The organism is Achromobacter sp. NPDC058515 (assembly GCF_042721735.1).
Classification (GTDB): Bacteria; Pseudomonadota; Gammaproteobacteria; order Burkholderiales; family Burkholderiaceae_B; genus Achromobacter.
Genome location: NZ_JBHXNI010000011.1, coordinates 224,676 through 249,495, shown reverse-complemented (window position 1 = coordinate 249,495; position 24,820 = coordinate 224,676). Strand labels below are relative to the sequence as shown.

General features: G+C 63.5%; 21 protein-coding genes. 9 read left to right on the top strand and 12 right to left on the bottom strand.

Annotated elements, in window-relative coordinates; genetic code table 11:
- The 7 genes from ACFWP0_RS20015 to ACFWP0_RS19985 form a co-directional block, all read left to right on the top strand.
- A partial coding sequence (locus ACFWP0_RS20015; protein WP_377844937.1) for a DUF3274 domain-containing protein occupies positions 1-1,470 on the top strand: 1,470 nt, incomplete at its 5' end.
- Positions 1,467-3,083 carry a DUF2875 family protein gene (locus ACFWP0_RS20010; RefSeq protein ID WP_377844935.1) on the top strand — a complete coding sequence of 539 codons (1,617 nt, stop codon included), beginning with the start codon at positions 1,467-1,469 and terminating at the stop codon, positions 3,081-3,083. The genes ACFWP0_RS20015 and ACFWP0_RS20010, both read left to right, overlap by 4 nt.
- Positions 3,084-3,298: 215 nt before the next feature.
- Complete coding sequence (locus ACFWP0_RS20005) at positions 3,299-4,579, top strand: DUF2875 family protein (protein ID WP_377844933.1); 1,281 nt, start codon at positions 3,299-3,301, stop codon at positions 4,577-4,579.
- 125 nt (positions 4,580-4,704) lie between these two features.
- Positions 4,705-4,968: a PAAR domain-containing protein gene (locus ACFWP0_RS20000; RefSeq protein ID WP_377844931.1), complete on the top strand. Its 264-nt coding sequence runs from the start codon at positions 4,705-4,707 to the stop codon at positions 4,966-4,968.
- A gap of 239 nt (positions 4,969-5,207) precedes the next feature.
- Complete coding sequence (locus ACFWP0_RS19995; protein WP_377844929.1) at positions 5,208-6,545, top strand: C4-dicarboxylate transporter DctA; 1,338 nt, start codon at positions 5,208-5,210, stop codon at positions 6,543-6,545.
- Between the two features lie 72 nt (positions 6,546-6,617).
- A complete protein-coding gene (locus ACFWP0_RS19990; RefSeq protein WP_377844927.1) occupies positions 6,618-7,307 on the top strand; it encodes a glutathione S-transferase family protein in 690 nt (229 codons plus the stop codon).
- 196 nt (positions 7,308-7,503) lie between these two features.
- Positions 7,504-8,052, top strand: a complete 549-nt coding sequence (locus tag ACFWP0_RS19985) for a PIN domain-containing protein (protein WP_377844950.1) — start codon at positions 7,504-7,506, stop codon at positions 8,050-8,052.
- Between the two features lie 101 nt (positions 8,053-8,153).
- On the opposite strand, the gene ACFWP0_RS19980 is transcribed toward ACFWP0_RS19985, so the two are convergent.
- From ACFWP0_RS19980 to rpsO, 6 genes are all read right to left on the bottom strand, one after another.
- Positions 8,154-9,659: a tripartite tricarboxylate transporter permease gene (locus ACFWP0_RS19980; protein WP_377844925.1), complete on the bottom strand. Its 1,506-nt coding sequence runs from the start codon at positions 9,657-9,659 to the stop codon at positions 8,154-8,156.
- A 10-nt stretch (positions 9,660-9,669) separates the two neighbouring features.
- The gene (locus ACFWP0_RS19975) at positions 9,670-10,092 is read right to left on the bottom strand and encodes a tripartite tricarboxylate transporter TctB family protein (RefSeq protein WP_377844923.1); all 423 of its coding nucleotides are present in this window, start codon (positions 10,090-10,092) and stop codon (positions 9,670-9,672) included.
- A 448-nt stretch (positions 10,093-10,540) separates the two neighbouring features.
- Positions 10,541-11,758 (bottom strand): threonine ammonia-lyase, encoded by a 1,218-nt coding sequence (locus ACFWP0_RS19970; protein ID WP_377844921.1) that lies wholly within the window; start codon positions 11,756-11,758, stop codon positions 10,541-10,543.
- Between the two features lie 14 nt (positions 11,759-11,772).
- Entirely contained in the window at positions 11,773-12,498 is a 726-nt protein-coding gene (locus tag ACFWP0_RS19965; protein WP_377844919.1) for a hypothetical protein, read from the bottom strand.
- A gap of 213 nt (positions 12,499-12,711) precedes the next feature.
- Complete coding sequence (gene pnp, locus ACFWP0_RS19960) at positions 12,712-14,871, bottom strand: polyribonucleotide nucleotidyltransferase (protein ID WP_377844917.1); 2,160 nt, start codon at positions 14,869-14,871, stop codon at positions 12,712-12,714.
- A 90-nt stretch (positions 14,872-14,961) separates the two neighbouring features.
- Complete coding sequence (rpsO, locus tag ACFWP0_RS19955; RefSeq protein ID WP_006223612.1) at positions 14,962-15,231, bottom strand: 30S ribosomal protein S15; 270 nt, start codon at positions 15,229-15,231, stop codon at positions 14,962-14,964.
- A 314-nt stretch (positions 15,232-15,545) separates the two neighbouring features.
- On the opposite strand from rpsO, the gene ACFWP0_RS19950 reads away from it, so the two are divergent.
- Positions 15,546-16,064, top strand: coding sequence for a hypothetical protein (locus tag ACFWP0_RS19950; RefSeq protein ID WP_377844916.1), 519 nt, complete (start codon positions 15,546-15,548; stop codon positions 16,062-16,064).
- 61 nt (positions 16,065-16,125) lie between these two features.
- On the opposite strand, the gene pssA is transcribed toward ACFWP0_RS19950, so the two are convergent.
- From pssA to ACFWP0_RS19930, 4 genes are all read right to left on the bottom strand, one after another.
- On the bottom strand, positions 16,126-16,899 hold the full coding sequence (gene pssA / locus ACFWP0_RS19945) for a CDP-diacylglycerol--serine O-phosphatidyltransferase (RefSeq protein ID WP_377844915.1): 774 nt from the start codon (positions 16,897-16,899) through the stop codon (positions 16,126-16,128).
- A 232-nt stretch (positions 16,900-17,131) separates the two neighbouring features.
- Complete coding sequence (gene ilvC, locus ACFWP0_RS19940; protein WP_171661924.1) at positions 17,132-18,148, bottom strand: ketol-acid reductoisomerase; 1,017 nt, start codon at positions 18,146-18,148, stop codon at positions 17,132-17,134.
- 75 nt (positions 18,149-18,223) lie between these two features.
- Complete coding sequence (gene ilvN, locus ACFWP0_RS19935; protein WP_006223608.1) at positions 18,224-18,715, bottom strand: acetolactate synthase small subunit; 492 nt, start codon at positions 18,713-18,715, stop codon at positions 18,224-18,226.
- A gap of 11 nt (positions 18,716-18,726) precedes the next feature.
- Positions 18,727-20,496 carry an acetolactate synthase 3 catalytic subunit gene (locus tag ACFWP0_RS19930; RefSeq protein ID WP_377844948.1) on the bottom strand — a complete coding sequence of 590 codons (1,770 nt, stop codon included), beginning with the start codon at positions 20,494-20,496 and terminating at the stop codon, positions 18,727-18,729.
- Between the two features lie 417 nt (positions 20,497-20,913).
- Here ACFWP0_RS19930 and ACFWP0_RS19925 point away from each other — a divergent pair, with 417 nt between their 5' ends.
- Positions 20,914-23,139 carry an FUSC family membrane protein gene (locus ACFWP0_RS19925; RefSeq protein WP_377844913.1) on the top strand — a complete coding sequence of 742 codons (2,226 nt, stop codon included), beginning with the start codon at positions 20,914-20,916 and terminating at the stop codon, positions 23,137-23,139.
- Between the two features lie 93 nt (positions 23,140-23,232).
- Here ACFWP0_RS19925 and yaaA read toward each other — a convergent pair whose 3' ends face one another.
- Positions 23,233-24,006 carry a peroxide stress protein YaaA gene (gene yaaA / locus ACFWP0_RS19920; protein ID WP_377844911.1) on the bottom strand — a complete coding sequence of 258 codons (774 nt, stop codon included), beginning with the start codon at positions 24,004-24,006 and terminating at the stop codon, positions 23,233-23,235.
- 15 nt (positions 24,007-24,021) lie between these two features.
- Positions 24,022-24,804: a 3-hydroxybutyrate dehydrogenase gene (locus ACFWP0_RS19915; RefSeq protein WP_377844909.1), complete on the bottom strand. Its 783-nt coding sequence runs from the start codon at positions 24,802-24,804 to the stop codon at positions 24,022-24,024.
- Positions 24,805-24,820: the final 16 nt, after the last annotated feature.

Here is a 24,820-nt window from a genome sequence, read left to right as displayed (position 1 = left end):
GAAGATGAGCCCGTTCGTCCTGCCGACTGCGTGGTAATGCTGAACCCGCCCTACAGTCTGCACGAGCCCGTCGCGGAACTCGTGCAGCAGTTTGGCGACCAGCAGACAACCCAGGCCCGCATCGAGACGCTCAAAGGCGTTGTCGATTTCATTGAGACCCAGGCGACGAGCACGCCCGCCCTCCCCAGCGTCAGCATTGGCGGCTGCAAAGGCTATGGCGCGATTGGCGGCGCGGGCTGGACCGGTGGCAGCGGCAGCAAGACGACCATCGACGGCGTCGAGGCGACCTTCGACGAACGCGACAATCGCGGCTGCACCTTCCTGTACTTCACGCCGCAGGATCAGACGGTCGGGCTAACTAACGTGCAAGGCATAGGATGGGAGGGCGTGGCCGAAGAGGTCGATGGCCAGGCGGCGCGCAGCGTACTGAGTTCACGCTTTCGTCAACGCATCTTCACGTTGCGAAAGCGCGGTGGAGAACGGGAAAAAGTAGGCGCTCGCCCGCTGCTTGATCGCTACACGCTGCGTGTGGCGGGTGAAAACACCTGGGACGACACGGGACTGAGCTGGTTCGGCAGAGGCGTGTCGCGCGGTGATTTTAAGATCGGCCAAAGCGTGCAGCTGCACGGTGCTCCGCTGCCGCTGCCCGTCGAGGTGAACTTTGCCCACGAGGGCGTGGTAACCCAGGGAACGTCCCCGGCCGATCCTGAGGCGACAAATAGCGGCGTCTACCAGGTCAGGACCCAGTACGACCCCATCGATGCTTCGATTGCGCTGGCCAATGGAGGATGGAGACCGAACGACAGCAGCCGCCCCCGCATCGCGATGATGTCGGAGCAAGACGCCTATCGCTACGGCGACAGCTTGGCCGATGTGACGCGGGCATACAACGAGGCGAAACCCACTGAAGATCACGCCCAGGTGTTCTCCGCCTTGGACCTCGGCGACGGCGTGGTCCAGATCATGCGCGGAGAAACGCCGTATGAGGCTCGCCTGCGTCTGCAGAACCAAGAACTCAAGGATCAGGAGCCTCTGTCATTCCACTCGGGGATTCCGGCTAATCCGCTGCATAGCCAGCGCGTGCTGGCTTATGACGTGGCGGTCGGGGCGGGCGGGTGCGTTGATGACGTTGAGTTCTATGCTTATTTGTGTCGGGTAGCGGATTGGAGGTTGGATTGGCGGAGGACATTTGGAAGCTACAGAACAGAGCGCGAGGCCAATGAACCGAGCGAGACGGTATTGGCGATCTACGAGAAAGAACTGGTCTCTAATCGCGATTTGATCATAGCAACGTCGCTTTATCGTAGCAGTGAGCCGGTGCTATACGATCATCAAGGCAATGCCACCACACAGGGAGGAGGCGTACTTCCAAAAGAAGTGAGGAAAGCGGAGAAGCCTGCTCTGATTGTCAGCCAGACTCGAGCCGAACGTCGCGCAAGCTCGTCGTTGAATTCCGTGGAGCCCGCATGATTCCCTCCTTGACATCGCTTTTGCTCACTGCCGGCCTCGCAGTAGTTTCTCTGCCGGTCTTCGGCGCACAAACTCCACTGAATGCCGGACGCTGTTTCGCCACCGCGATAGTTCCTAATTCGCCCGACACCTTGGCCAAGGAGGCCGACATCATGTCAATTGACGCCCGTTACAGAGCTCCCACGGCGTCCTCCCGTTTGGATACCTTGGATGTGCTCAGTGTTGGCATGAGCTTGGATGTCTACCGCCAAGGAATGGCGTGGGCGACGTTGCAAAAGCAAAATGACGTTCAGTCAAGTGCTTTGCATGTTGGCAGCATTCTGCCCACTGATCCGAAACAATATCCCGTCACGGCCGATGCAAAAGATATGGCCTTTAGTAAGCGTATGGCCGATGCCCTGGAGTTGGGACTGCGCAATTTTTTGGAGAAATGGCCGATTCCGACTATTACGGTGGTACGGGACTGGAGCGCTGAGACGCCTAATCTTCGTGTTCCTGCTGATATGACGAAGACGATGCTCGAGAGTATGGTCGACGGCTTTCGGGGTGATTCCGGTCTGCATTGGCATCGAATTCTTAGACTGCAGGATGGCATCATCTGTAACAGCACCCCTGAAGGTTTGATCGAGAGCTTATTTCAGTTCTTCGAACAGAATCCCGACTTGCCGGCCGTCTTGGTCTACAGCGTTGATGGTTTCAATATGGCTGGAGCATTGACCACCAAGGACAAAAAACCAGTTGGCGTTGGCACCGGCCCCCGTCAGCCCGGGGAGCTCACCGACGCCATGGTAGCCATGGTCGTCGGTCGTCCCGAGCGCGTGAACTGGCTGCGCGAATATGCGCGATACACCAAACCCAACAAGAACCCCATTAATCCCGAATTCACCGGTTGGGCGCGCAATCCCAAGGTTCCTTTCACGCCATCACCCTTCATCCCGCAACCTTGGACAGCACGCGCCTTCGAACAATGGGATGCCCTTCCCGTACTCGCCAGACTGCATCGCCCCGTCACGGTGTCGCTGCAAGACTCCGCGGGCAAGCGCTTGAAGAATGATGCGCTGACCGCGGCCCAGTCCGCCGCGTGGCGCCGAGCGACGCAAGGCCTGTCCACACAACCTGCCCGGGTGTTCTACGACAACGGCAAACCGGACAATACCGTCCTGGCCGAATGGACGCCGTCCTTGCAGGCAGCGGGTAGTTCCGTTGACCTGCTGGCGTCGAACCAAAGCTACAACCTCACCCAGCGCCTGGGCGACACCGGCGCGGCCTCGCCCTTCGTCGGCATCGCCTTGGCGACGATGGCGAGCTATCTCAACGCGGATGCCAGTGTGGTGGCGCCGCTGCGCCGCAGCGATCAAGCTACGCTGATTACCGTGAGCTCGCCCACACCGGGCAATAAGCCGCGGTTCAACCCGTTCGGGGTGAAGCTGATGCCGCAAACCTCCAGCAGCGACCGGCCCGATCCGCGGTTCTTGGCCAGCCTCGAACAGCCCAAGCAATCGGCCGTCACGCCCGCCCGCTACATCGACCCGGAGCAGGTGGCCCGGGACAAGAACGCGCTCGATGACTTTATCGCCAGCGGACCGGGCGTGGACTTGCCCGAGCCCAAATGATGACGCCACGCCGGAGCAATGGCGCTCAAAAAAAACGAATGGGAGTCACCCTGATGCGATCAGCGACGTTGTGCCTACTTAACTTTGGGCTCTGCCTAGCCGCTGCTGCCACTGTGGCGGCGCCCGCTCCTCCCCTCGCCGCCGGACGCTGTTTTGACAATCCGGATGCCGCATCTGTGGCCTCGCCTCATTCTCTGGCCAAGGGGGCCGCCACCATGCCTGCCGATCCCCGGTTCCGCGCGCCTGCCGAGTCCTCCCATCTGGATACTCTGGATGTACTTAGTATTGGCCTCAGTTTGGATGTCTACCGTCAGGGCCAAGTATGGAATTCGCTTGAACAGCAAAATTCCGTTCAACCGAACGGTCTGCATGTCAACAGCATCTTGCCCATAGATCCGAAGCGGTACCCCGTGACGGCAAGTGCGAAAGATACAGCCTTCAGTAAGCGCATGGCCGATGCGCTGGAGTTGGGCCTGCGCAATTTTCTGGAGAAATGGCCGATTCCCACGATTACGGTAGTACGTGGCTGGAATCCTCATACTCCTAACTTGCGTGTCCCTGCACGGATGACGGAGGATATGCTATCTGACATGATTGACCGCCTTCGCGGCCCGGCTGGCCTGCACTGGCATCACATTCACCAGCTAGCGGACGGCATCATTTGCAACGATACCCCGGAAGATTTGGTCGAGAACTTATTTGAGCTCTTTGAACAGAATCCAGATTTGCCAGCGATTTTGGTCTACAGCGTGGACGGCTTCAATATGGCTGGAGCCTTGACCACCAAGGACAAAAAGCCGGTAGGTGTCGGCACCGGTCCCCGTCAGCCCGGCGAACTCACCGACGCCATGGTCGCCATGGTCGTCGCCCGCCCTGAACGCGTGAACTGGCTGCGCGAATACGCGCGATACACCAAACCCAACAAGAACCCCATTAATCCCGAATTTACCGGCTGGGGCATGCGCAGCCCCAAGGTCCCATTCGTGCCATCCCCTTTCATTCCCCAGCCGTGGACGGAGCGCGCCTTCGAACAATGGGACGCCCTACCCGTACTCGCCAAACTCCATCGCCCTGTCACGGTGTCGCTGCAAGACTCCGCGGGCAAGCGCTTGAAGAATGATGCGCTGACCGCGGCCCAGGCCGCCGCGTGGCGCCAGGCAACCCTAGGCCTGCCCGCGCCACCTGCGCGGGTGTTCTACGACAACGGCAAGCCGGACAACACGGCCCTGGCTGAATGGACGCCATCCTTGCGGGCAACAGGTAGCTCCGTCGATCTGCTGGCGTCGAGCCAAAGCTACAACCTCACCCAGCGCTTGGGCGATACAGGCGCGGCCTCGCCCTTCGTCGGCATCGCCTTGGCGACGATGGCGAGCTACCTCAACGCGGATGCCAGCGTGGTGGCGCCGCTACGCCGCGGCGATCAAGCCACGCTGATTACCGTGAGCTCGCCCACACCGGGGGATAAACCACGGTTCAACCCGTTTGGGGTGAGGTAGATGCCGCAGACGTCCAGCAGCGGCTGGCCCCAATCCACGATTTATGCAAGGCGCAACAACGCGAACGGCTCGGCAATCAATCCCGCTTTTATCGAAACACAAGCAATTCAGACAACAGGAATGGCATGAAAGAGATAATCCGCGTAGGCGACGCCACCAACCACGGCGGCACTGTTCTGAATGGGTTCGGCCAGACAAACCTGAACGGCAAACCCATCTCCGGCTTGGGGCATATGGTCGCTTGTCCCAAATGCAAAGGGGTATTCCCGATCGTCGAAGGAAGCGACCACTACAGCGTGGACGGCACGCCTGTCGCACTGGAGGGGATGAAAACCGCTTGCGGAGCCAGTTTGATATCGAGCGGCTCTCGCGGGGCGGTGAACGGCTGAGCCCGCCTGTCTGCGTCCAGTATCAGTCTGATATTTGCGCAGGCCGCCGCCGCGGCCCTTAATCCGGTTTGAATCGTAAGGGTATGCCCCAGCAGCCATACGCCTGCTTCCGGTTTACCGTACTCATCATTTGTATACAACTTAAGTATTCAACATTAACCCCGTCTGCGGCCCGCCCGGCAAGCTTTCCGACCGGCGCGAGTCCATTGCCGACACAGGCACACCGTAGGGACATGCTCATGCGCCGCTTTGCGACATCGTTGTTCGATCAGGTCGTTATCGCCCTGGCCCTGGGAGTGATACTGGGATTGGCCGTGCCGGACATCGCGCCCAAGCTGAAGCCGCTGGGCGACGGGTTCATCAAGCTGATCAAGATGATCATCCCGGTGCTGGTGTTCTGCGTGGTAGTCCATGGCATTGCCGGCGCGGGCGACCTGAAGCGCGTGGGCAAGGTGGGCGTCAAGGCGCTGATCTACTTCGAGGTGCTGACCACGCTGGCACTGGTGCTGGGCCTGGCGGTGGCGCTGGTGTTCAAGCCCGGCGCGGGCATGAATATCGACACCAGCACGCTGGACGCCTCCGCCATGAGCGCCTATGTGTCCAACGCCGACAAGCTCACCAGCGGCGGCACGGTGGAATTCCTGATGAAGCTCATCCCCAACACGGCGGTCAGCCCGTTCGCCACCGGCGACGTGCTGCAGGTGCTGCTGTTCGCGGTGCTGTTCGGCTGCGCGCTGTCCCAGCTGGGCGACCGCGGCAAACCGGTAGTCCGCCTGATCGACGCCACCTCCCAGGTCATGTTCAAGATCATGGGCCTGATCATCCGGCTGGCTCCGCTGGGCGTGCTGGGCGCGGTGGCGTTCACCGTCGGGGAATACGGCGTCAGCTCGCTCAAGCAATTGGGCATGCTGGTGCTGGTGTTCTATGCGTCGGTGGCGGTCTTTGTGTTTGGCGTGCTGGGCCTGGTGATGCGCCTGTGCGGATTCAGCCTGCTCAAGCTGCTGCGCTACCTGCGCGAAGAGCTGGCGGTGGTGTTCGCCACGACTTCGTCGGACAGCGTGCTGCCGCAAGTCATCGCCAAGCTGCGCCACCTGGGCGTACGGGACTCCACCGTCGGGCTGGTGATTCCCACGGGCTATTCCTTCAACCTGGACGCGTTTTCCATCTACATCACGCTGGCCGCGGTGTTCATCGCCCAGGCCACCAACACCCCGGTCTCGATGGTCGACCTGATGACCATTCTGGCGATCGCGCTGATCACCTCCAAGGGCGCGCACGGCGTGCCCGGTTCGGCGATTGTCATCCTGGCCGCCACGCTGCAGGCGATACCCGCCATTCCCGCGATCGGGCTGGTTCTGGTGTTGTCGGTCGACTGGTTCATGGGCATCGCGCGCGCGCTGGGCAACCTGATCGGCAACTGCGTGGCGACGGTGGCTGTGGGCGTGTGGAACGGCGACGTCGACCGGGAACAGGCGCACGCCGTGCTGGACGGAAAGCGTCCGATGGACCTGGCTCCGGCTCCCATGCAGGACGACGAAGACGACGTTGCCCTGCCCGGCCTTCAGGCCCGGGGTTGATCCGGCAGCGGAAAAAAAATACGCAAAGCGCTCCCTCGGATTTAATCTGATCCGGCCACCAGGGAGCGCGCCATGATCACCCTCCATTCCTACCCCGGCCTCTATGGCCTGGAAGACAACAATCCTTACGGCCTGAAGATCTACGCGTTCCTGAAGCTGTGCCGCCTGCCGTTCGACCAGGAGCACGGCATCGACGTCAGCGCGGCCCCCCGGGGGCAACTGCCCTACCTCGTCGACAATGGCGTGGCGATCGGCGACAGCGACGCCATCATCGTCTACCTCAAGCGCCAATACGACCTGACCATCGACGCCTCGCTGGACCCGGCGCAGCAGTGCCAGGACCTGATGCTGCGGCGCACCCTGGACGATCTATATTGGGTCATGTCCTACTCGCGCTGGCGCGACGACCGCTATTGGCCGACCTTCCGCAAGACGTTGCTGGACACCCACCCGGACGTGACGCCCGCGCAGCTGGAAGCCGCCCGGCAATACAACTTCCAGCGCTACCACTATCAGGGCATCGGCCGCTACGCGCCCGAGGAGGCCTATGCGCGCGGCATCGCGGATCTGGACGTGGTCGCCAGTCTGCTGGGCAGAAGCGATTTCATGTTCGGCCCTAATCCCGGCAGCGTGGATGCCGGCATCTATGGCTTTGTGGCCAATATCTATCACTACGCCATCGACACGCCGCTCAAGCAGCACCTGCTGACCCGGCCGAATCTGGTGCGCCACTGCCTCGCGCTGCGGGCCGAACTCGGCTGAGGCCGGCGCCCGCGAGCCAACAGGCCATCGAAAAAACCATTATTCTTCTGCCTCGCCCTTCATTCTCCAACCCGCTGCCGCGGCCCGGATCCGTGCGCCGCCCCGCGCACGCCGCCCGCTCCAGCCGGTGATACGCCCTATCTTGACCTCCAAGCCCTCCGACCCGCCCTTCATCGTCCTTGACGCCTGCGTCCTCATGTCCGGCATCCTGCGGCGCCTGCTCTTGCGGCTGGCCGACGCGGGCGTATTCCTGCCCGTCTGGACCGAACGCATTGGCGAGGAATGGCGCCGCAACGCATCGCGCATCTGGGACATCCCGCCCGAAGTGCTGGCCGAGTTCTGGACCGACATGAATGCGCGGTTTCCGGGCGCCAACGAAGCCGACACGCAGGTCTACGAGGCCTCGCTGCGCTACAGCGATCCCAAGGACTTTCACGTGATCGCGGCCGGCCTGGCGAGGCGCGCACGCTGCGGCCTGCCGCAGACGCCCACGGTGCAGGTGCTGACGTGGAACCTGAAGGACTTCAACCGCTCGGAACTGCGGCGCCAGGGCCTGGATGTCTACAATCCCGACCGCATGCTGGTGCAATGGTGGCAGGCCAGCCCGGACCGCGTGCGCGACGCCGTCGCGCAGATCCCCGCCGATTACATCGCACTGGGCCGCGAGCCCGAGCCGCTTGCCACGACCTTGCACCGCGAACGCCTGTACGGCCTGAAAAGCCTGGTGGCGCGCGACGCCGCCTGAGGCGCCATCCGCGCCGGCTTGCCGGCTGCCGCCTACCCCCAAAAAAAGGGGCCTGGGCAGCTTGCGCCGCACCAGGCCCGGAGCCAACCTGATTTGCCTGGTCAGTCGACCTCGACAAAAGCCTCTTCGCGCTTCTTGCGCAGGGACGGCAGCATCACCAGCACCAGCAGAATGGTGGCAAGCGCCAGCAGCGTCGCCGACAGCGGGCGCGTGACAAACGTGGTGAACTCGCCTCGCGACAGCAGCAGCGCCCGGCGGAAGTTCTCTTCCATCATCGGGCCCAGGACCAGGCCGAGCAGCAGCGGCGCACCCTCGCAGCCCAGCTTGCTCCACACGTAGCCGACGATGCCGAATACGGCGAACATGAAGATGTCGAACACGTTGTAGTTCAGCGAATACACCCCGATGGTGCAGAACACCAGAATCGCGGGATACAGCATCCTGTACGGCACTCGCAGCAGCTTCACCCAGATGCCGATCAGCGGGAGGTTGAGAATGACCAGCATCAGATTCCCGATCCACATGGACGCGATCAGGCCCCAGAAGAGTTCGGGGTGGCTGGACATCACTTGCGGACCCGGCTGGATGTTGTGAATCGTCATGGCGCCCACCATCAGCGCCATCACCGCATTACCGGGAATCCCAAGCGTCAGCAGCGGAATGAAGGAGGTCTGCGCGCCGGCGTTGTTGGCCGATTCAGGTCCCGCCAGCCCCGCCGGATGGCCCTTGCCAAAGCGCTCCGGCTGTTTCGACAGCTTCTTTTCCAGCGTGTATGACGCGAACGCCGACAGCACCGAACCGCCGCCGGGGAGAATGCCCAAGGCCGAACCCAGCGCGGTGCCCCGCAAGATGGCTGGCGCGGCTTCGCGGAACTCCTGCCGGCTGGGATAGAGCGAGCCCACCTTGTCGGTGATTTCCACCCGGTTCTCTTTCAGTTCCAGGTTGCTCATGATCTCCGACAGGCCAAATACGCCCATGGCCACAATGGCGAAATCGATGCCGTCCTGCAGCTCCGGAATACTGAAATCGTAGCGGGCGACCCCTGAGTTGACGTCGGTGCCCACCATCCCCAGGAGCAGGCCAAGCAAGATCATGCAGATGGCCTTCGGCAGCGAACCCGAAGCGAGCACCACCGCGCCGATCAAGCCCAGCGCCATCAGCGAAAAGTACTCCGCCGGTCCAAACGCGAAAGCCACTTCAGCCAGGGGCGGCGCGAACGCGGCAATCAGCACGGTCGCCACGCTGCCGGCGAAGAACGATCCGATGGCGGCAAGGGACAGCGCCGCGCCGGCGCGGCCATTGCGCGCCATCTGGTGGCCGTCCAGCACTGTCACCACCGCCGAGGTCTCGCCCGGCAGGTTCACCAGGATGGCCGTGGTCGACCCGCCGTACTGCGTGCCGTAGTAAATGCCGGCCAGCATGATCAGCCCCGCGGTCGGCGGCAGCACATACGTGATGGGCAGCAGCATCGCAATGGTGGGCACCGGACCCAGCCCGGGAAGCACGCCGACTAGCGTACCCAGCAGGCATCCAAGAAACGCGTAGGTAAGGTTCTCCGGCGTGAAGGCCACCGAGAATCCCAGCATCAGGTTTTGTAGCAGTTCCATTCCCAGTCTCCTAGTTGCTCAGCACGGCGGGCCACAGCGGAAAAATCAGCCCCAGGCCGCGAATGAACGCGACGTAGGAGAACGCCACCAGGAACAGGCCATTGGCGGCGGCGACCTTCCAGTTGAATTCGTGGCTGGCGACGCTGCTCAACACGACCAGCAGGAACACCGAGATGTACAGCCCCAGGAATCGCAGCGCGAACCCGTAGAACACCACTGAACCGATCACGAGCAAGAGGATGCGGAAGTCGTAGCGGCTTACCGTTGTTGTCTCGGCGCGCTTGGACATCGCGCTCAGCAATACCACCGCCCCCATTACCGCCAGCACGATGCCCAGCCAGAATGGGAAGTAGCCCGGCCCCATCCGGGACGCGCTTCCCATGCTGTACTCGGTGGCTTGCACGGCGAAGCCGCCGCCCAAGGCGATGAACATTGCGCCGGACCAAAAGCCCTGTTTATCTACTATCAACCCGCTATCTCCTGTTCTGGCGCGCCGGCCGTGAATACAGCGCCTCGCGCACATTCTTTTCTTGCCCGCCAAGCCCTGCCGCGTGGCGCGCAAACGATGAGATTCGGATGGTATATCGTGCCACGACATACTTGATATCAGTATGAACCATGACGTCCCTGGGGATATCCCTAGGCGTTTTTTTGGACGAAATGCACGCGCAGGCGCGCAAATCCGGCCCTGCGGGCCGCCAGGAACCGACGCCGCCCCCGGCGTGGCGCGGGTCGCGTCCGATTCAGGAAAAGTTCCATCGCTTGTTGATGGCCGCTCTTCCCGATACGACTTGGTTCATTTTTTTTAGGCAGGCGCGCGACGGCGCCGAGCGCGGCGCTGTCCGCGGCGCCGGCCCAACCGCCTTTCTTGGCGAACGTGCTCAGTGGTCGTGGTTGCTGGCGGCGAAGCCCGCCGCGTTCAGGATGTCAATCACTTCCTGGATGTGCTCCGGACCGCGGGTCTGAAGCACGAAGTCCACCTCGACATTGCGCACCGGCAACGAGGTGAACGCGCGCTGGTGATGCACTTCGGTGATGTTGGCCTGCGCGTCGGCGATGAGCTTGGTGGCATGGGCCAGCGCGCCCGGGAGGTCGCGCAGGTCGACCCGGATGCGGGCCAGGCGTCCGGCGCGCACCATGCCCCGCTCGATCAGCTCGCCCAGCATGAGCGGATCGATGTTGCCGCCTGTCAGCACCAGGCCGATGCGCTTGCCCTTGTAGCGGTCGCTGCCTTCTTCCTGCGCGCGCAGCAGCGCGGCCAGGCCAGCCGCGCCCGCGCCTTCGACCACGCTTTTCTCGATTTCCAGCAGCACCACGATCGCGTGCTCGATATCGGCCTCGCTGACCAGCTCGATGCGGTCGACCAGCTTGTCCACGATGGGCAGCGTGAGTTCGCCGGGCGATTTGACGGCGATGCCTTCGGCGATGGTGTACAGGCCCTGCGGCATCGAAACGCCCTTGACCGCGGCGTACATCGCCGGGAAGCGTTCGGTTTGCACGCCCACGATCTCGATGCCGGGCTTGAGCGCCTTGGCCGCCGTGGAGATGCCCGAGATCAGCCCGCCGCCGCCGATGGCGATGACCAGCGTGTCCAGCTGCGGCTGGTCTTCCAGCATTTCCAGCGCCACGGTGCCCTGCCCCGCGATGACCGCTTCGTCATCGTAGGGGTGGATCATGATCAGCCCGCGCTCCTTGGCCAGTTCGTAGCCCCGCGCCTTGGCGTCATCGAAGGTGTCGCCGGCCAGCACCACCTCGGCGCCGAAGCGCCGGGTATTGGCCACCTTGACCGTGGGCGTGAAGCGCGGCATCACGATCACGGCGGGCACGCCCATGCGCTGCGCATGGTAGGCCACGCCCTGCGCGTGGTTGCCGGCCGACACCGCGATCACGCCGAGCGCCCGCTCCTCGTCCGACAGCGTCAGCATGCGGTTCAGCGCGCCGCGTTCCTTGAAGGACGCGGTGAACTGCAGGTTCTCGAACTTCAGCCAGATCTCGGCGCCGAAGATGTCGGACAGCGTGCGGGACAGGGTAAACGGGGTCTTCAGCACCTGGCCGCGCAGATTTTCGCGGGCGGTCTGAATGGAGGCGATATCGATCACGATGGAAAATCCTGTTAGCGCACGGGCAGGAAATTGAACAGCAGCAGGCCTTGCGCGTAGTTGATCCCGATGCGTCTCGAATTTTCGCCGAGCAGGTTGGCGATCAGATCGAGCCGGCCGATGATGGCGCCGAATTCGCGCTCAAAACTGAGGTTCGTGGCGTTCTGGGACATTTCGTTTGCCAGCAGCAAGAGCTCGCCCTGGTTGTTGCGGCGCGATGCCAGCAACCAGGCGGCGGCCTCGACATTCCGTGCGGCATTGTAGACCCGCTGCCCGTCCAGCGCGTCGGTGGCGTACAGGCGGGTCTTGCCGTTATGCGCCGCGATGATGGTGTCGGCCAGGCCGTAGATGAATGCTCCTACCCGGTCGCCCGGATAGTTGGGGTCCAGCGACACGGCCAGGATCTGGATGTCGCGCAGGCCGGCCAGGTCGCCGGGCGGCACGCGGACTTCGATGGAATGCTTGACCCGGTTCACCGCGGCGGCCTGGTCCGGCACGCCGGACTTGCGCCATTCGCGGGGGTTGCGGCGGTAGAGCTTGTCCAGCAGCGAATACAGGCTGGCCAGGTTGTCGCGCACCTCGAGGGTGACGGTGCGGTTGAAGTCGGTCTGCGCGAGCTGGTCGGCGGACATCTCTTCGCCCTTGGGGCCGCGCTGGCCAGGGCCGGGGCTCGTCATGCAGCCGGTCAGCAACGCCGCCAGCAGCGCCGCGACGCCAGCGGTTATCGGCCACGCCGTCATGCCTTGCTCATCCGTATGCCCCCTCGATTATGCGCTGAGGGCAACCCGTCCGATCGGGCGCCGCCGCTCTCGCGCAAGACTTTACAGGAAGGTAGCCGAAGTTGGGAGACGTCCGCCGGCCGAACAAGCAAGAAGATGAATCAGCGCCGTTCCGGGCGCACCAAGAAAAACGGCGCCTTCCGGCGCCGTTTCTTTCAATCGGGAACTTGCGGCTTATTCAGCCTGCGGTTCCGACTGGGGGGCAGCTTCGGGGGCAGCGGCTTGCTGCTGCTCGATGCCGCCAATCGCCTTGATGGACAGGCGCAGGCGGCCCTTGTCGTCGGCCTCGATGACCTTGACGCGGACTTGCTGGCCGACCTTCAGAACATCATTGATGTTCGCGATGCGGTAGTTGGCGATTTCCGAGATGTGCAGCAGGCCGTCGCGGCCCGGCAGCACTTGCACGATGGCGCCGAAGTCCAGCAGGCGCAGGACCGAGCCTTCGTAGATCTGGCCCACTTCGACGTCGGCGGTCAGTTCGACGATGCGGCGCTGGGCTTCCTTCGCCTGCGCTTCGTCGACGCTGGCGATCACGATCGTGCCGTCGTCGGAGATGTCGATCTGCGTGCCGGTTTCTTCGGTCAGCGCGCGGATGGTGGCGCCGCCCTTGCCGATCACGTCGCGGATCTTCTCGGGGTTGATCTTGATGGTCAGCATGCGCGGCGCGAAAGCCGACAGCTCGCCGCGCGAACCGTCCAGCGCATCCTTCATCTTGCCCAGGATGTGCAGGCGGCCTTCGCGGGCCTGAGCCAGCGCCACTTGCATGATTTCCTTGGTGATGCCCTGGATCTTGATGTCCATCTGCAGTGCGGTGACGCCGTTTTCGGTGCCCGCAACCTTGAAGTCCATGTCGCCCAGGTGATCTTCGTCGCCCAGGATGTCCGTCAGCACGGCGAACTTGCCGCCGTCCAGGATCAGGCCCATGGCCACGCCGGCCACGTGATCCTTGACCGGCACGCCGGCGTCCATCATGGCCAGCGAGCCGCCGCAGACCGAAGCCATCGACGAGGAGCCGTTGGATTCGGTGATTTCCGACACGATGCGGATCGTGTACTGGAAGTCTTCGGGAGCCGGCAGCAGCGGGATCAGCGAGCGCTTGGCGAGGCGGCCGTGGCCGATTTCGCGGCGCTTGGGCACACCGATGCGGCCCGTTTCGCCGGTGGCGAACGGAGGCATGTTGTAGTGCATCATGAAGCGGTCGCGGTATTCGCCCATGAGCGCGTCGATGATCTGTTCGTCCTGCTTGGTGCCCAGCGTGGCCACGACCAGCGCCTGGGTTTCACCGCGGGTGAACAGCGCGCTGCCGTGCGCGCGGGGCAGCACGCCCAGACGCACGCTGATGGGACGCACGGTGCGGGTGTCGCGGCCGTCGATGCGCGGTTCGCCGTTAAGGATCTGACCGCGGACGATGGCCGATTCCAGCGAGAACATGATGTTGTCGACGGTCACGGCGTCCGGCAGCGGCTCGCCCTTTTCAGCGGCGGCGGCGGCCAGCTTGGCCGACACGTCGGCCGACACTTCGCGCAGCTTGGCGGTGCGGGCTTGCTTTTCGCGGATCTGGTAGGCGGCGTTCAGGCCTTCCTGGGCAGCCGAGGTCACGGCGGCGATCAGGGCTTCGTCCTTCGCCGGAGCTTGCCAATCCCATTCGGGCTTGCCAGCGTCCTTCACGAGTTCGTGAATGGCGTTGATGACGGCCTGCATTTGCTCGTGGCCATAGACCACGCCGCCCAGCATGATTTCTTCGGACAGCTGCTGGGCTTCCGATTCCACCATCAGCACGGCGTTTTCCGTACCGGCGACAACCAGGTCCAGCTTCGAGGACTTCAGCTGCGAGGCGGTCGGGTTGAGGGCGTATTGGCCGTCGATGTAGCCCACGCGCGCGGCGCCGATGGGGCCGTTGAACGGGATGCCCGAGATGGCCAGCGCGGCCGAGGCGCCGATCATGGCGGCGATGTCGGGATCGATCTCAGGATTGACCGACAGCGTGTGGATGACCACCTGGACTTCGTTGTAGAAGTCTTCGGGGAACAGCGGACGCAGGGGACGGTCGATCAGGCGGGAGGTCAGCGTTTCCTTTTCGGACGGCTTGCCTTCGCGCTTGAAGAACCCGCCCGGGATACGGCCGGCGGCGTAGGTCTTCTCGATGTAGTCGACGGTCAGCGGGAAAAACGTCTGACCCGGCTTGGCCTTCTTGGAAGCCACGACAGTGGCCAGGACGACGGTGTCCTCGATCGACACCACAACGGCGCCGGAGGCCTGGCGAGCGATTTCGCCAGTTTCCAGGACGACCGTGTGCTGGCCGTACTGGAACGATTTTGTCACTTTATTGAACATGACGATTATTCCTTACAAATGAAAAACCGTGGCCGTCGCGACATACGTCGCACCGACCACGGTTGCGTCATGGGGAGCCAGCCCCGTCGATCACTTGCGCAGACCGAGTTTTTCGATCAGTGCGCGGTACGAATCGGGATTGCGGCCCTTGAGATAGTCGAGCAGCTTGCGGCGACGGCTGACCATACGCAGCAGACCGCGGCGCGAGTGATGGTCCTTCATGTGTTCTTTGAAGTGACCAGTCAGTTCGTTGATACGGGCGGTGAGCAGAGCCACCTGAACTTCGGGGGAGCCGGTATCGCCTTGAGCGCGTTGGAACTGCGCAACGATATCGGATTTCTTGATGTCAGCTACAGACATTGATGACCTCTTCGGACATGCGACAGGGCCGAGGCGCCCTGACGTGGTTTGGAAAAAATTTGCGCGAGACCTGGCTGAATTCGCTTTCTCACTGCTGCCAATGATGACTCAGGCAGAACCTGGGCACGGGACCAAAGCGGCCGTGTTCCGGGCATCTGCCAAGCCCCCTGCGGCCGGCGCAAAGTATCTTGCAGAATCAATACATTTGATAAAGCTCGATGATTATAGCTGATTCGCTAGAATTACCCCAACGGCGGCTTATCCTCCTGTTGGAGGCTGACAGCGAGTCCGCGGCACCTGGAAGGAGCGCAAACATGACAAAATATTACAGTGCAGCCCGAATGGCCCTGGCCTCCTTCGCGCTGGCAGGCCTGACGGCTTGCGCCAACATGGCCCAGGTCGCGCCTGGCACTCCGCTGGCCGACGTCCAGGCTCAGTTCGGCACGCCCAATTTCGAATGCCCGCAGGCAAACGGCGGGCGCCGCGTGATCTGGACCCAGCAGCCCATGGGCCAGTACGCCTGGGGCGCCAACGTGGGCCCGGACGGCCGGGTGGACCGCGTGGTGCCGCTGCTGACGGACGCGCACTTCAAGGTGCTGGAGTCAGGCGACTGGGGTCCCGAGCGGGTCCGCTGCGAATTCGGCCCGCCGGCCCGCATCGACGAGGTTGGCCTGGGAGAACGGCGCGAAGTCGTCTGGTCCTACCGCTACAAGGAAAACAGCGTCTGGAATTCGCTGATGTACGTCTATATGAGCCGCGACGGCAGCAAGCTGACGCACTTCCATCCCGGCCCCGACCCCATGTACGACGACGACAGGTTCATGTGGCGCTAAACCGCCCCCTTAGTAAAAAACCCGCCGGCAGGCGGGTTTTTTTTGCGGGATCGCGCGGCGATCAGGACGAGTGATTGCGGCGTTCCTGCTGCAGGCGGCGGGCCTTGTTCCAGCGCCAGCCCCACATGACCCAGCCCGACAGTCCGTACAGCACGAACAGGCCAAACAGCACGACCGGGGGATCGCTGGACACGAACACGAATACCGCCACCACCAGCAGGATGCCCCAGAACGGCACGCTGCGGCCCAGTGCGAAGCTCTTGCCGCTGAAGAACGGCGCGTTCGACACCATGGTGATGCCGGCGTACATGGTGAGCGTGAACGCCACCCAGGCCATCAGGCTGTCATGGATGGGCAGCTTGTTGTCCACGGCCAGCCAGACGAAGCCCGCCACCAGCGCGGCCGCGGCCGGGCTGGGCAGGCCCTGGAAGTAGCGCTTGTCCACGACGGCGATGTTGGTGTTGAAGCGCGCCAGGCGCAGCGCGGCGCCAGCTACATAGACGAACGCGGCCAGCCAGCCCCAGCGGCCCAGGTCGTTCAGGATCCATTCGTACATGACCAGCGCGGGAGCCACGCCGAAGGATGTCATGTCGGACAGCGAGTCATATTGCTCGCCGAAGGCGGACTGCGTGTTGGTCAGGCGAGCCACCCGTCCGTCCATGCCGTCCAGCACCATGGCCACGAAAATGGCGATGGCGGCGACTTCGAAGCGGTCGTTCATGGCTTGCACAACGGCATAGAACCCCGCGAACAAGGCGGCGGTGGTGAATGCGTTGGGAAGCAGGTAGATGCTTCGGTGGCGGTTCTCGGAATCGCGCATGGAAAAATTTGGCATGGTCTCAATAACTTACAACGGACTTTCAAAGGTTAACCCATCTGGCCCCGCTTGCGGGCCGCAGCAAGGGACGTGCCTGAGTTAAATAACGCGACGCCCCGGTCGCGCCCGCCTGCTCATGCGCCCGGACCGGTAATTTTTCCTAGCCGAAGCGAAAAAAAGCGGCACGCCCTCGCAGGCATGCCGCTTTGACCCGGATTGCGCGGGGCCGGGCCCCGCGCAATGGCAGGAATCAGTTCTTGGACTTGTCCACCAGTTTGTTGGCGGCGATCCAGGGCATCATGGCGCGCAGCTTGCCGCCCACCTGCTCGATCTGCGATTCCGCGTTGATGCGGCGGCGCGAGGTCAGCGTCGGGGCGCCGGCGGTGTTTTCCAGGATGAACTTCTTGGCGTATTCGCCGGTCTGGATGTCCGTCAGGCACTGGCGCATGGCCTTGCGGGTTTCTTCCGTGACGATCTTCGGACCCGTTTCGTACTCGCCGAACTCGGCGTTGTTCGAGATCGAGTAGTTCATGTTGGCGATGCCGCCTTCATAGATCAGGTCGACGATCAGCTTCAGTTCGTGCAGGCACTCGAAGTACGCCATTTCGGGCGCGTAGCCGGCGTCCACCAGCGTGTCGAAGCCGGCCTTGATCAGTTCGACGGTGCCGCCGCACAGCACGGCCTGTTCGCCGAACAGGTCGGTTTCGGTTTCTTCGCGGAAATTGGTTTCAATGATGCCGGCACGGCCGCCGCCGTTGGCGCTGGCGTACGACAGGGCCACGTCGCGCGCGGCGCCCGACTTGTCCTGGTACACGGCCACGAGGTGGGGCACGCCGCCGCCTTGCTTGTACGTGTTGCGCACCGTGTGGCCGGGAGCCTTCGGGGCGATCATGATGACGTCGATGTCTTCACGCGGCACGACCTGGCCGTAGTGGACGTTGAAGCCGTGGGCGAACGCCAGGGCCGCGCCGGCCTTGATGTTGGCGTGGACTTCCTTGTTGTAGACCGAAGCGATGTTCTCGTCGGGCAACAGCATCATGACGATGTCCGCCGACTTGACGGCGTCAGCCACTTCCTTGACTTCGAGGCCGGCGTTGGCGGCCTTGTTCCACGAGGCGCCGCCCTTGCGCAGGCCGACGATGACCTTCACGCCCGACTCATGCAGGTTCTGCGCGTGCGCGTGGCCTTGCGAACCGTAGCCGATGATGGCGACGGTCTTGCCTTTGATGAGGGACAGATCGCAGTCTTTGTCGTAGAAAACTTTCATGGTTGTGCTCCAGATTCCAGTATTTGGATATTCGATTAATTCAGATGTAGGGTGCGGCTTGGCCTGGAAGGCCGGTCAAATCTTCAAAATCCGTTCACCGCGTCCGATGCCGGACACGCCGGTGCGCACGGTTTCAAGGATGGCACTGCGGTCCAGGGCCTCCAGGAAGGCCTGTACTTTTTCCTGCACCCCGGTCAGTTCAATGGTGTAGGACTTGTCGGTGACGTCAATGATGCGGCCGCGGAAGATGTCCGCCATGCGCTTCATTTCCTCGCGTTCCTTGCCCACGGCGCGCACCTTCACGAGCATCAGCTCGCGCTCGATGTGGGCGCCTTCGGTCAGGTCCACCACCTTCACGACATCCACCAGGCGGTTCAGGTGCTTGGTGATCTGTTCGATGACTTCATCGGAACCGGTCGTCACGATGGTCATGCGCGACAGCGTGGAGTCCTCGGTGGGCGCCACGGTCAGGGTCTCGATGTTGTAGCCCCGCGCGGAAAACAGGCCCACCACGCGCGACAGCGCGCCGGGTTCGTTTTCGAGGAGGACGGAAATCACGTGCTTCATGGGTGGCCTCCTTACAGGTCTTCAGAGCCGAGCAGCATTTCGGTCAGCCCGCGGCCGGCCTTGACCATCGGCCACACGTTTTCCGTGCGGTCGGTGATGAAGTCCAGGAAGACCAGGCGTTCCTTGTGCTTGCCGAAGGCTTCGCGCAGCGCCGGTTCGACGTCCGCCGGACGCTCGATGCGCAGGCCCACGTGGCCATAGGCCTCGGCCACCTTGACGAAGTCGGGCAGCGAATCCATGTACGACTCGGAATAGCGCGAGCCGTAGTCGATCTGCTGCCACTGGCGGACCATGCCCAGGAACCGGTTGTTCAGGCAAATGATCTTGGGCGTCAGGCGGTACTGGTGGCAGGTCGACAGTTCCTGGATGTTCATCTGGATGGACCCCTCGCCGGTGATGACGGCGACGTCGTGCCCGGGATTGGCCATCTGCACGCCCATCGCGTACGGCAGCCCCACGCCCATGGTGCCCAGGCCGCCGGAGTTGATCCAGCGGCGCGGCTTGTCGAACTTGTAGTACTGGGCCGCCCACATCTGGTGCTGGCCCACGTCGGAGGTGACGAAGGCGTCGCCGCCGGTCACTTCCCAGAGCTTTTCCACCACGTACTGCGGCTTGATGACTTCGTCCGAATTGGCGAACTTCAGGCATTCCTTGCCGCGCCAGGTCTCGACCTGCTCCCACCACTTGGTGATCGGGGCGGGCTTGTGCTCGGCGGCGGCAATTTCGTACTGCGCGCTGAGGTCGGCCAGCACGTCCTTGACGTTGCCGACGATCGGGACGTCCACGCGCACGCGCTTGGAGATCGACGACGGATCGATATCGATATGGATGATCTTGCGGGCGTTCTGCGCAAAGTGCTTGGGATTGCCGATCACGCGGTCATCGAAGCGTGCGCCGATGGCCAGCAGCACATCGCAGTGCTGCATGGCCATGTTGGCCTCGTACGTGCCGTGCATGCCGGGCATGCCGACGAACTGGCCGCTGCTGGCCGGATAGCCGCCCAGACCCATCAGGGTGCTGGTGCAGGGCGCGCCCAGCTGCGTCACGAGCTTGTTCAGCTCGGGCGCGGCGTTCGACAGGATGACCCCGCCGCCCGTGTAGATCATCGGCCGCTCGGCGGCCAGCAGCATCTGCACGGCTTTCTTGATCTGCCCCTGGTGGCCCTTGTTGACGGGCGCGTAGGAACGCATCGAGATCTCGCCCTTGGGCGGCGTGTACTTGCACTGCGCGATGGTGATGTCCTTGGGGATATCCACCAGCACCGGGCCGGGACGGCCCGTGCGCGCGATGTAGAACGCGCGGCGCATGGTTTCGGCCAGGTCCTTGACGTCGCGCACGAGGAAGTTGTGCTTGACGCAGGGACGCGTGATGCCGACGGTGTCGCATTCCTGGAAGGCATCCTCGCCAATGGCCGCAGTGGGCACCTGCCCGCTGATGATGACCATCGGGATGGAGTCCATGTAGGCGGTGGCGATGCCGGTGACGGCATTGGTCACGCCCGGGCCGCTGGTCACAAGGCAGACGCCGACCTTTTGCGACGAGCGCGAATAGGCATCGGCGGCGTGCACGGCGGCTTGCTCGTGACGAACCAGGATATGCTGAAATTTGTCTTGCTTGAAGATCGCGTCGTAGATGTACAGCACTGCGCCGCCGGGATAGCCGAAAACGTGTTCCACGCCCTCATCGGCCAGGCAGCGCACGACGATATCGGCGCCATTCATTTCCATGTTGTATTTCCTTTCAGTACCGGCCCTGCAACCCTGACTGCTGCTCGCCCGGATACGACGGCAACTGAACCCATACCGGCTGCGACAACATGATCCGGCGCTTAGCGGCTCACTGAGCCACGCCACCCGGACACCTTGCCGACCCGGCACACGCTCGACAGAACGCAGTGCAAACGCCCCTTGGGGACGCTGGAGGTCGAAATGGAAGCCTTGGCAACACACGCTTGTGGCGCGGCCAACGGCAGATGTAACTGTTGCGAGATGGCTGGGAGGTGACCCTGGCCGTCTGCATCAACGCGCCGGTTTCGGATAGGCAGACCGGCGCAAGAGAAGGAATTTACCGCGTTGCGTCAAAGGTGGCAAATCGCCTTTTCCGGACCGTTGCGCGGAAGGTTCGGTAACCATCCGGCCCCAAAAAAACCACCGGCCTCTCTATACTTGTTCCGTCTTCCAGAACCGAGCCGCCGCCCCATGGATCTGCGCATTGCCAGCATTCGCCGCTTCCTCTACAGCCACTACTTCTTCGGAGGGGTGCGCCAGGGGGTGGGCATGCTGTTGCCGGTGCTGGTGCTGGGGGGCATCTTCGGCAACTACACCACGGGCCTGGTCGCCACCTTCGGCGCACAATGCCTGGCCATCATCGACCAGCCCGGCGGCCCGCAGCGGCATCGCACCAACGAGATGCTGGGCGGGGCGGCGCTGGGCACGATCACCGTCATCATCACCGGGCTGGCGTCCACGCACCCGGTGATGATCTGGCTGGTCGTCATTGCGCAGTGCTTCGTCTATTCGATGTTCACGGTCTTCGGCAAGCGCGGCGGGCTGATCGGCTTTGCCGGCCTGCTGCTGATGACCTTGACCATGCATTCGCCGCTTGAGCCCGGCGAGGTGCTGGCCCATGCGGCGGCCACCCTGGGCGGCGCGCTTTTCTATGTGGCGTTCAGCCTGGGCTTTTCCCGGCTGTTCTGGCTGCGCGAGGAGCGCCAGGCCATGTCGGTGGCGCTCTTTGCCACGGCCGACTACGTCGCGGCCCGCGCCGCCTTCTACGACGAGACCGCCGACCTGGACGAGGCCTACCGCAACCTGATCCAGCGCCAGTCCGTCATGACCGAAAAGCACCAGGCCGCCCGCGACATGGTGCTGCGCGCCCTGCCCCGCGGCAAGGGCCTGGGCGACCGCCAGCGCGTCATGATCTGGAACATGTTCGTGGACATGCTGCAGTTGCTCGACACGCTGGTTGCCACGCACACCGACTATGCCGCGCTGCGGCGCACGCTGGCCGGCAACGACTGCCTGATGTTCATGCGCGACGCACTGGTGAAGATGTCGCTGGAACTCAACCGCATCGCGCTGGACGTGTCGCGCGGGCGCAAGGTGCAGTACCGCAGCAGCGCCAAGGCGGAACTGCGCGCCATCGAATACGAGATCGAGCAGCTCAAGCAGCAGGGCCTGGGCGAGCGCGATCCGGAGATGCTGGCGCTGATCATCCAGGTGCTGCGCCGCCTGCGCAACTCGGCGCGCATCGTGGACCGGCTGGCCGATCACACCGCGGCCTCGCCCGACGCCAAGCCGACCGACGTGCTGCGCATCAACAAGTCGCTGACCCGCTTCATCTCGCGCCAGGAGTTCCGCTTCGGCCTCCTGACCAGCAACCTGCGGCTGGATTCGCCCCATTTCCGCTACGCGCTGCGCGTGACGGCCGCGGCGGCCATCGCCATGACCCTGGCCAGCCGCTGGCTGTCGCCGGAGTTTTCGGCGCACAACTACTGGATCATGCTGACCATCGTGATCATCATGAAGCCCGGGTTCGCGCTGACGCGCCAGCGCAACGGCTGGCGGCTGATGGGCACCCTGGTCGGCTGCATCTGCGCGCTATTGCTGTTCAACGTGACCGACCAGCCCAGCATCCTGTTCGCGGTGCTGCTGGGCGCCTGCATCATGGGCAACAGCCTGGTGCAGCTCAACTACATGGCCAGCGCGATCTTCAACACGCTGTTCGTGGTGCTGGTGTTTCACTTCGTGTCGCCGGGCACCGTGTCCATGTCGGTGATCGGCGAGCGCGCCATCGATACGCTCCTGGGCTGCGCGCTGGCGCTGATCTGCAGCTACATCCTGCCCTGGTGGGAAGCGCGCTACCTCAAGCCCCTGGCCTCGGCCGCGACGCGCGCCAACCGCGAGTACCTGCTGGCGGGGCTGCGCTACGCCGAGGCCATGCAGGCGCATGGCGCCCCCGTGGGCGAGGCGGCCGCCGAGACGCCCGCCGTGACCGACGCCGACCTGGCCTGGCGCCTGGCCCGCAAGAACGTGCACATTGCGTTCAGCAACTTCGCCGAGGCGTTCTACCGGATGATGAGCGAACCCAAATCGCACCAGGTCGACGTGCCGGAACTGAACAATCTGCTGATCCAGAACCACGTGCTGGCGTCCCAGATCACCGCGGCGATTCCCATCCTGGCGGCCTTGCCCAAGACGCCCGAGCCTATCCAGCAGGCCTTGGACGGCATGGTCGGCCTGCTGGACGAAAGCCGCGCGCAGGCGCCGCCCAACCTGCCCACGCAGTTCGACACGGCGGGCGAGCAGGCTGTGCTGGTCTATCCGGTCAAGCAGATGCTGAAGGCCACCCACATGATCCGCCAGGAGCTCCAGGCGCTTGCCGACCCGATGCACGCGCCGGCGGCGGCGGCAACGGCTTCCTAGGGCGCGGACGTTCGCGGACCATAAGACAACGCCGGCCTGTCTCCAGGCCGGCGCTTTTCATTAAGGCGATACGCTGGCGCGATGTCGCCGCGTTCAGTCCAGCTTGCGCCGGAACACCAGCTTGTCCGCCGACGAAGCCGATGCGTCATATGCATAGCCTTCCAGATCAAAGCCCTGCAGGCCTTCCGGCTTGGCGACCTTGTGCTGGATCGCGTAGCGGGCCATCAGGCCGCGCGCGCGCTTGGCGTGAAAGCTGATGATCTTCCAGGCGCCGTTCTTCCAGTCCTGGAACACGCACTGCACCACGCGCGCCTTCAGGGTCTTCAGGTCGACCGACTTGAAATACTCTTCGGACGCCAGGTTGACGATCACCGGAGACCTCTGGCCGGCCTGCCGCTCGTTCAGGTAGTCCGCAATGGCGCTGCCCCAGTACTCGTACAGGTTCTTGCCCTTGGGCGTGGCCAGGCGCGTGCCCATTTCCAGGCGATACGGCTGCATCAGGTCCAGCGGACGCAGCACGCCGTACAGGCCGCTGAGGATGGCCACATGCTCTTGCGCCCAATCCAGCTGCTTGGCCGACAGAGTAGCGGCATCCAGGCCTTCGTAGACGTCGCCGTTGAAGGCCAGCACGGCCTGGCGCGAGTTGGCCTGCGTGAAGCTGCGCTTCCAGTGCGCATAGCGCTGGACGTTCAGCTCGGACAGGGCCGGGCTCAGGCTCATGAGTTCGCCGATGTCTTCGGCGGTCTTGGTCTTCAGGACCTTGATCAGGGCGGCGGCCTGATCCACGAACAGCGGCTGGGTGTGCGTCTCGATGTGCAGCGGCGAGTCGTAGTCCAGCTTCTTGGCGGGAGAAAGCAAAAACAACATTCGGGGATTCCTTTATTAGCGCGCCGTCCAGCCGCCATCGACGGAGACGGACGTTCCGGTGATTTGCGCCGCGGCGTCCGAGGCCAGGAACACGGCGGTGCCGCCCAGCTGTTCCGGCGTCACGAACTGCAGCGAGGGCTGCTTTTCGCTGAGCAGGTCGCGGGCGGCGGTTTCCTGGTCCACGCCGCTTTTTTCGGCCAGCGCGGTGATCTGCTTTTCCACGAGCGGGGTGCGCACCCAGCCCGGGCAAATGGCGTTGGCGGTGATGCCCTGCCCGGCCGTTTCCAGCGCCGTGACCTTGGTGAAGCCCACCACGCCGTGCTTGGCGGCCACATAGGCCGACTTGTTGGCCGAGGCCACCAGGCCATGCGCCGACGCGATATTGATGATGCGGCCGAAGCCCTGCTTCTTCATGTGCGGCAAGGCGGCGGCGGTGCCGTGGAACACGGCCGACAGGTTCAGCGCCAGGATGGCGTCCCACTTCTCGGCCGGGAAGTCCTCGATCAGCGCGGTGTGCTGGATGCCGGCGTTGTTGACCAGGATGTCGATGCGGCCCATCTGGCGGACCGCGTTCTCGACCAGGTCGCGCACGGCCGGGCCCTTGGACAGGTCGGCGCCGTCGTAGATCACCTTCACGCCATGCTTGTCCGCCAGGCCCGCGCGCACCTTTTCAATCTCGGCGGCGTCGCCAAAGCCGTTCAGGACGATATCGGCGCCCTGTTGGGCGAAGGCCGTGGCGATACCCAGGCCGATGCCGCTGGTGGAACCGGTGACTAGGGCGACTTTTCCTTTGAGCATGCGCATTCTCCTGTGA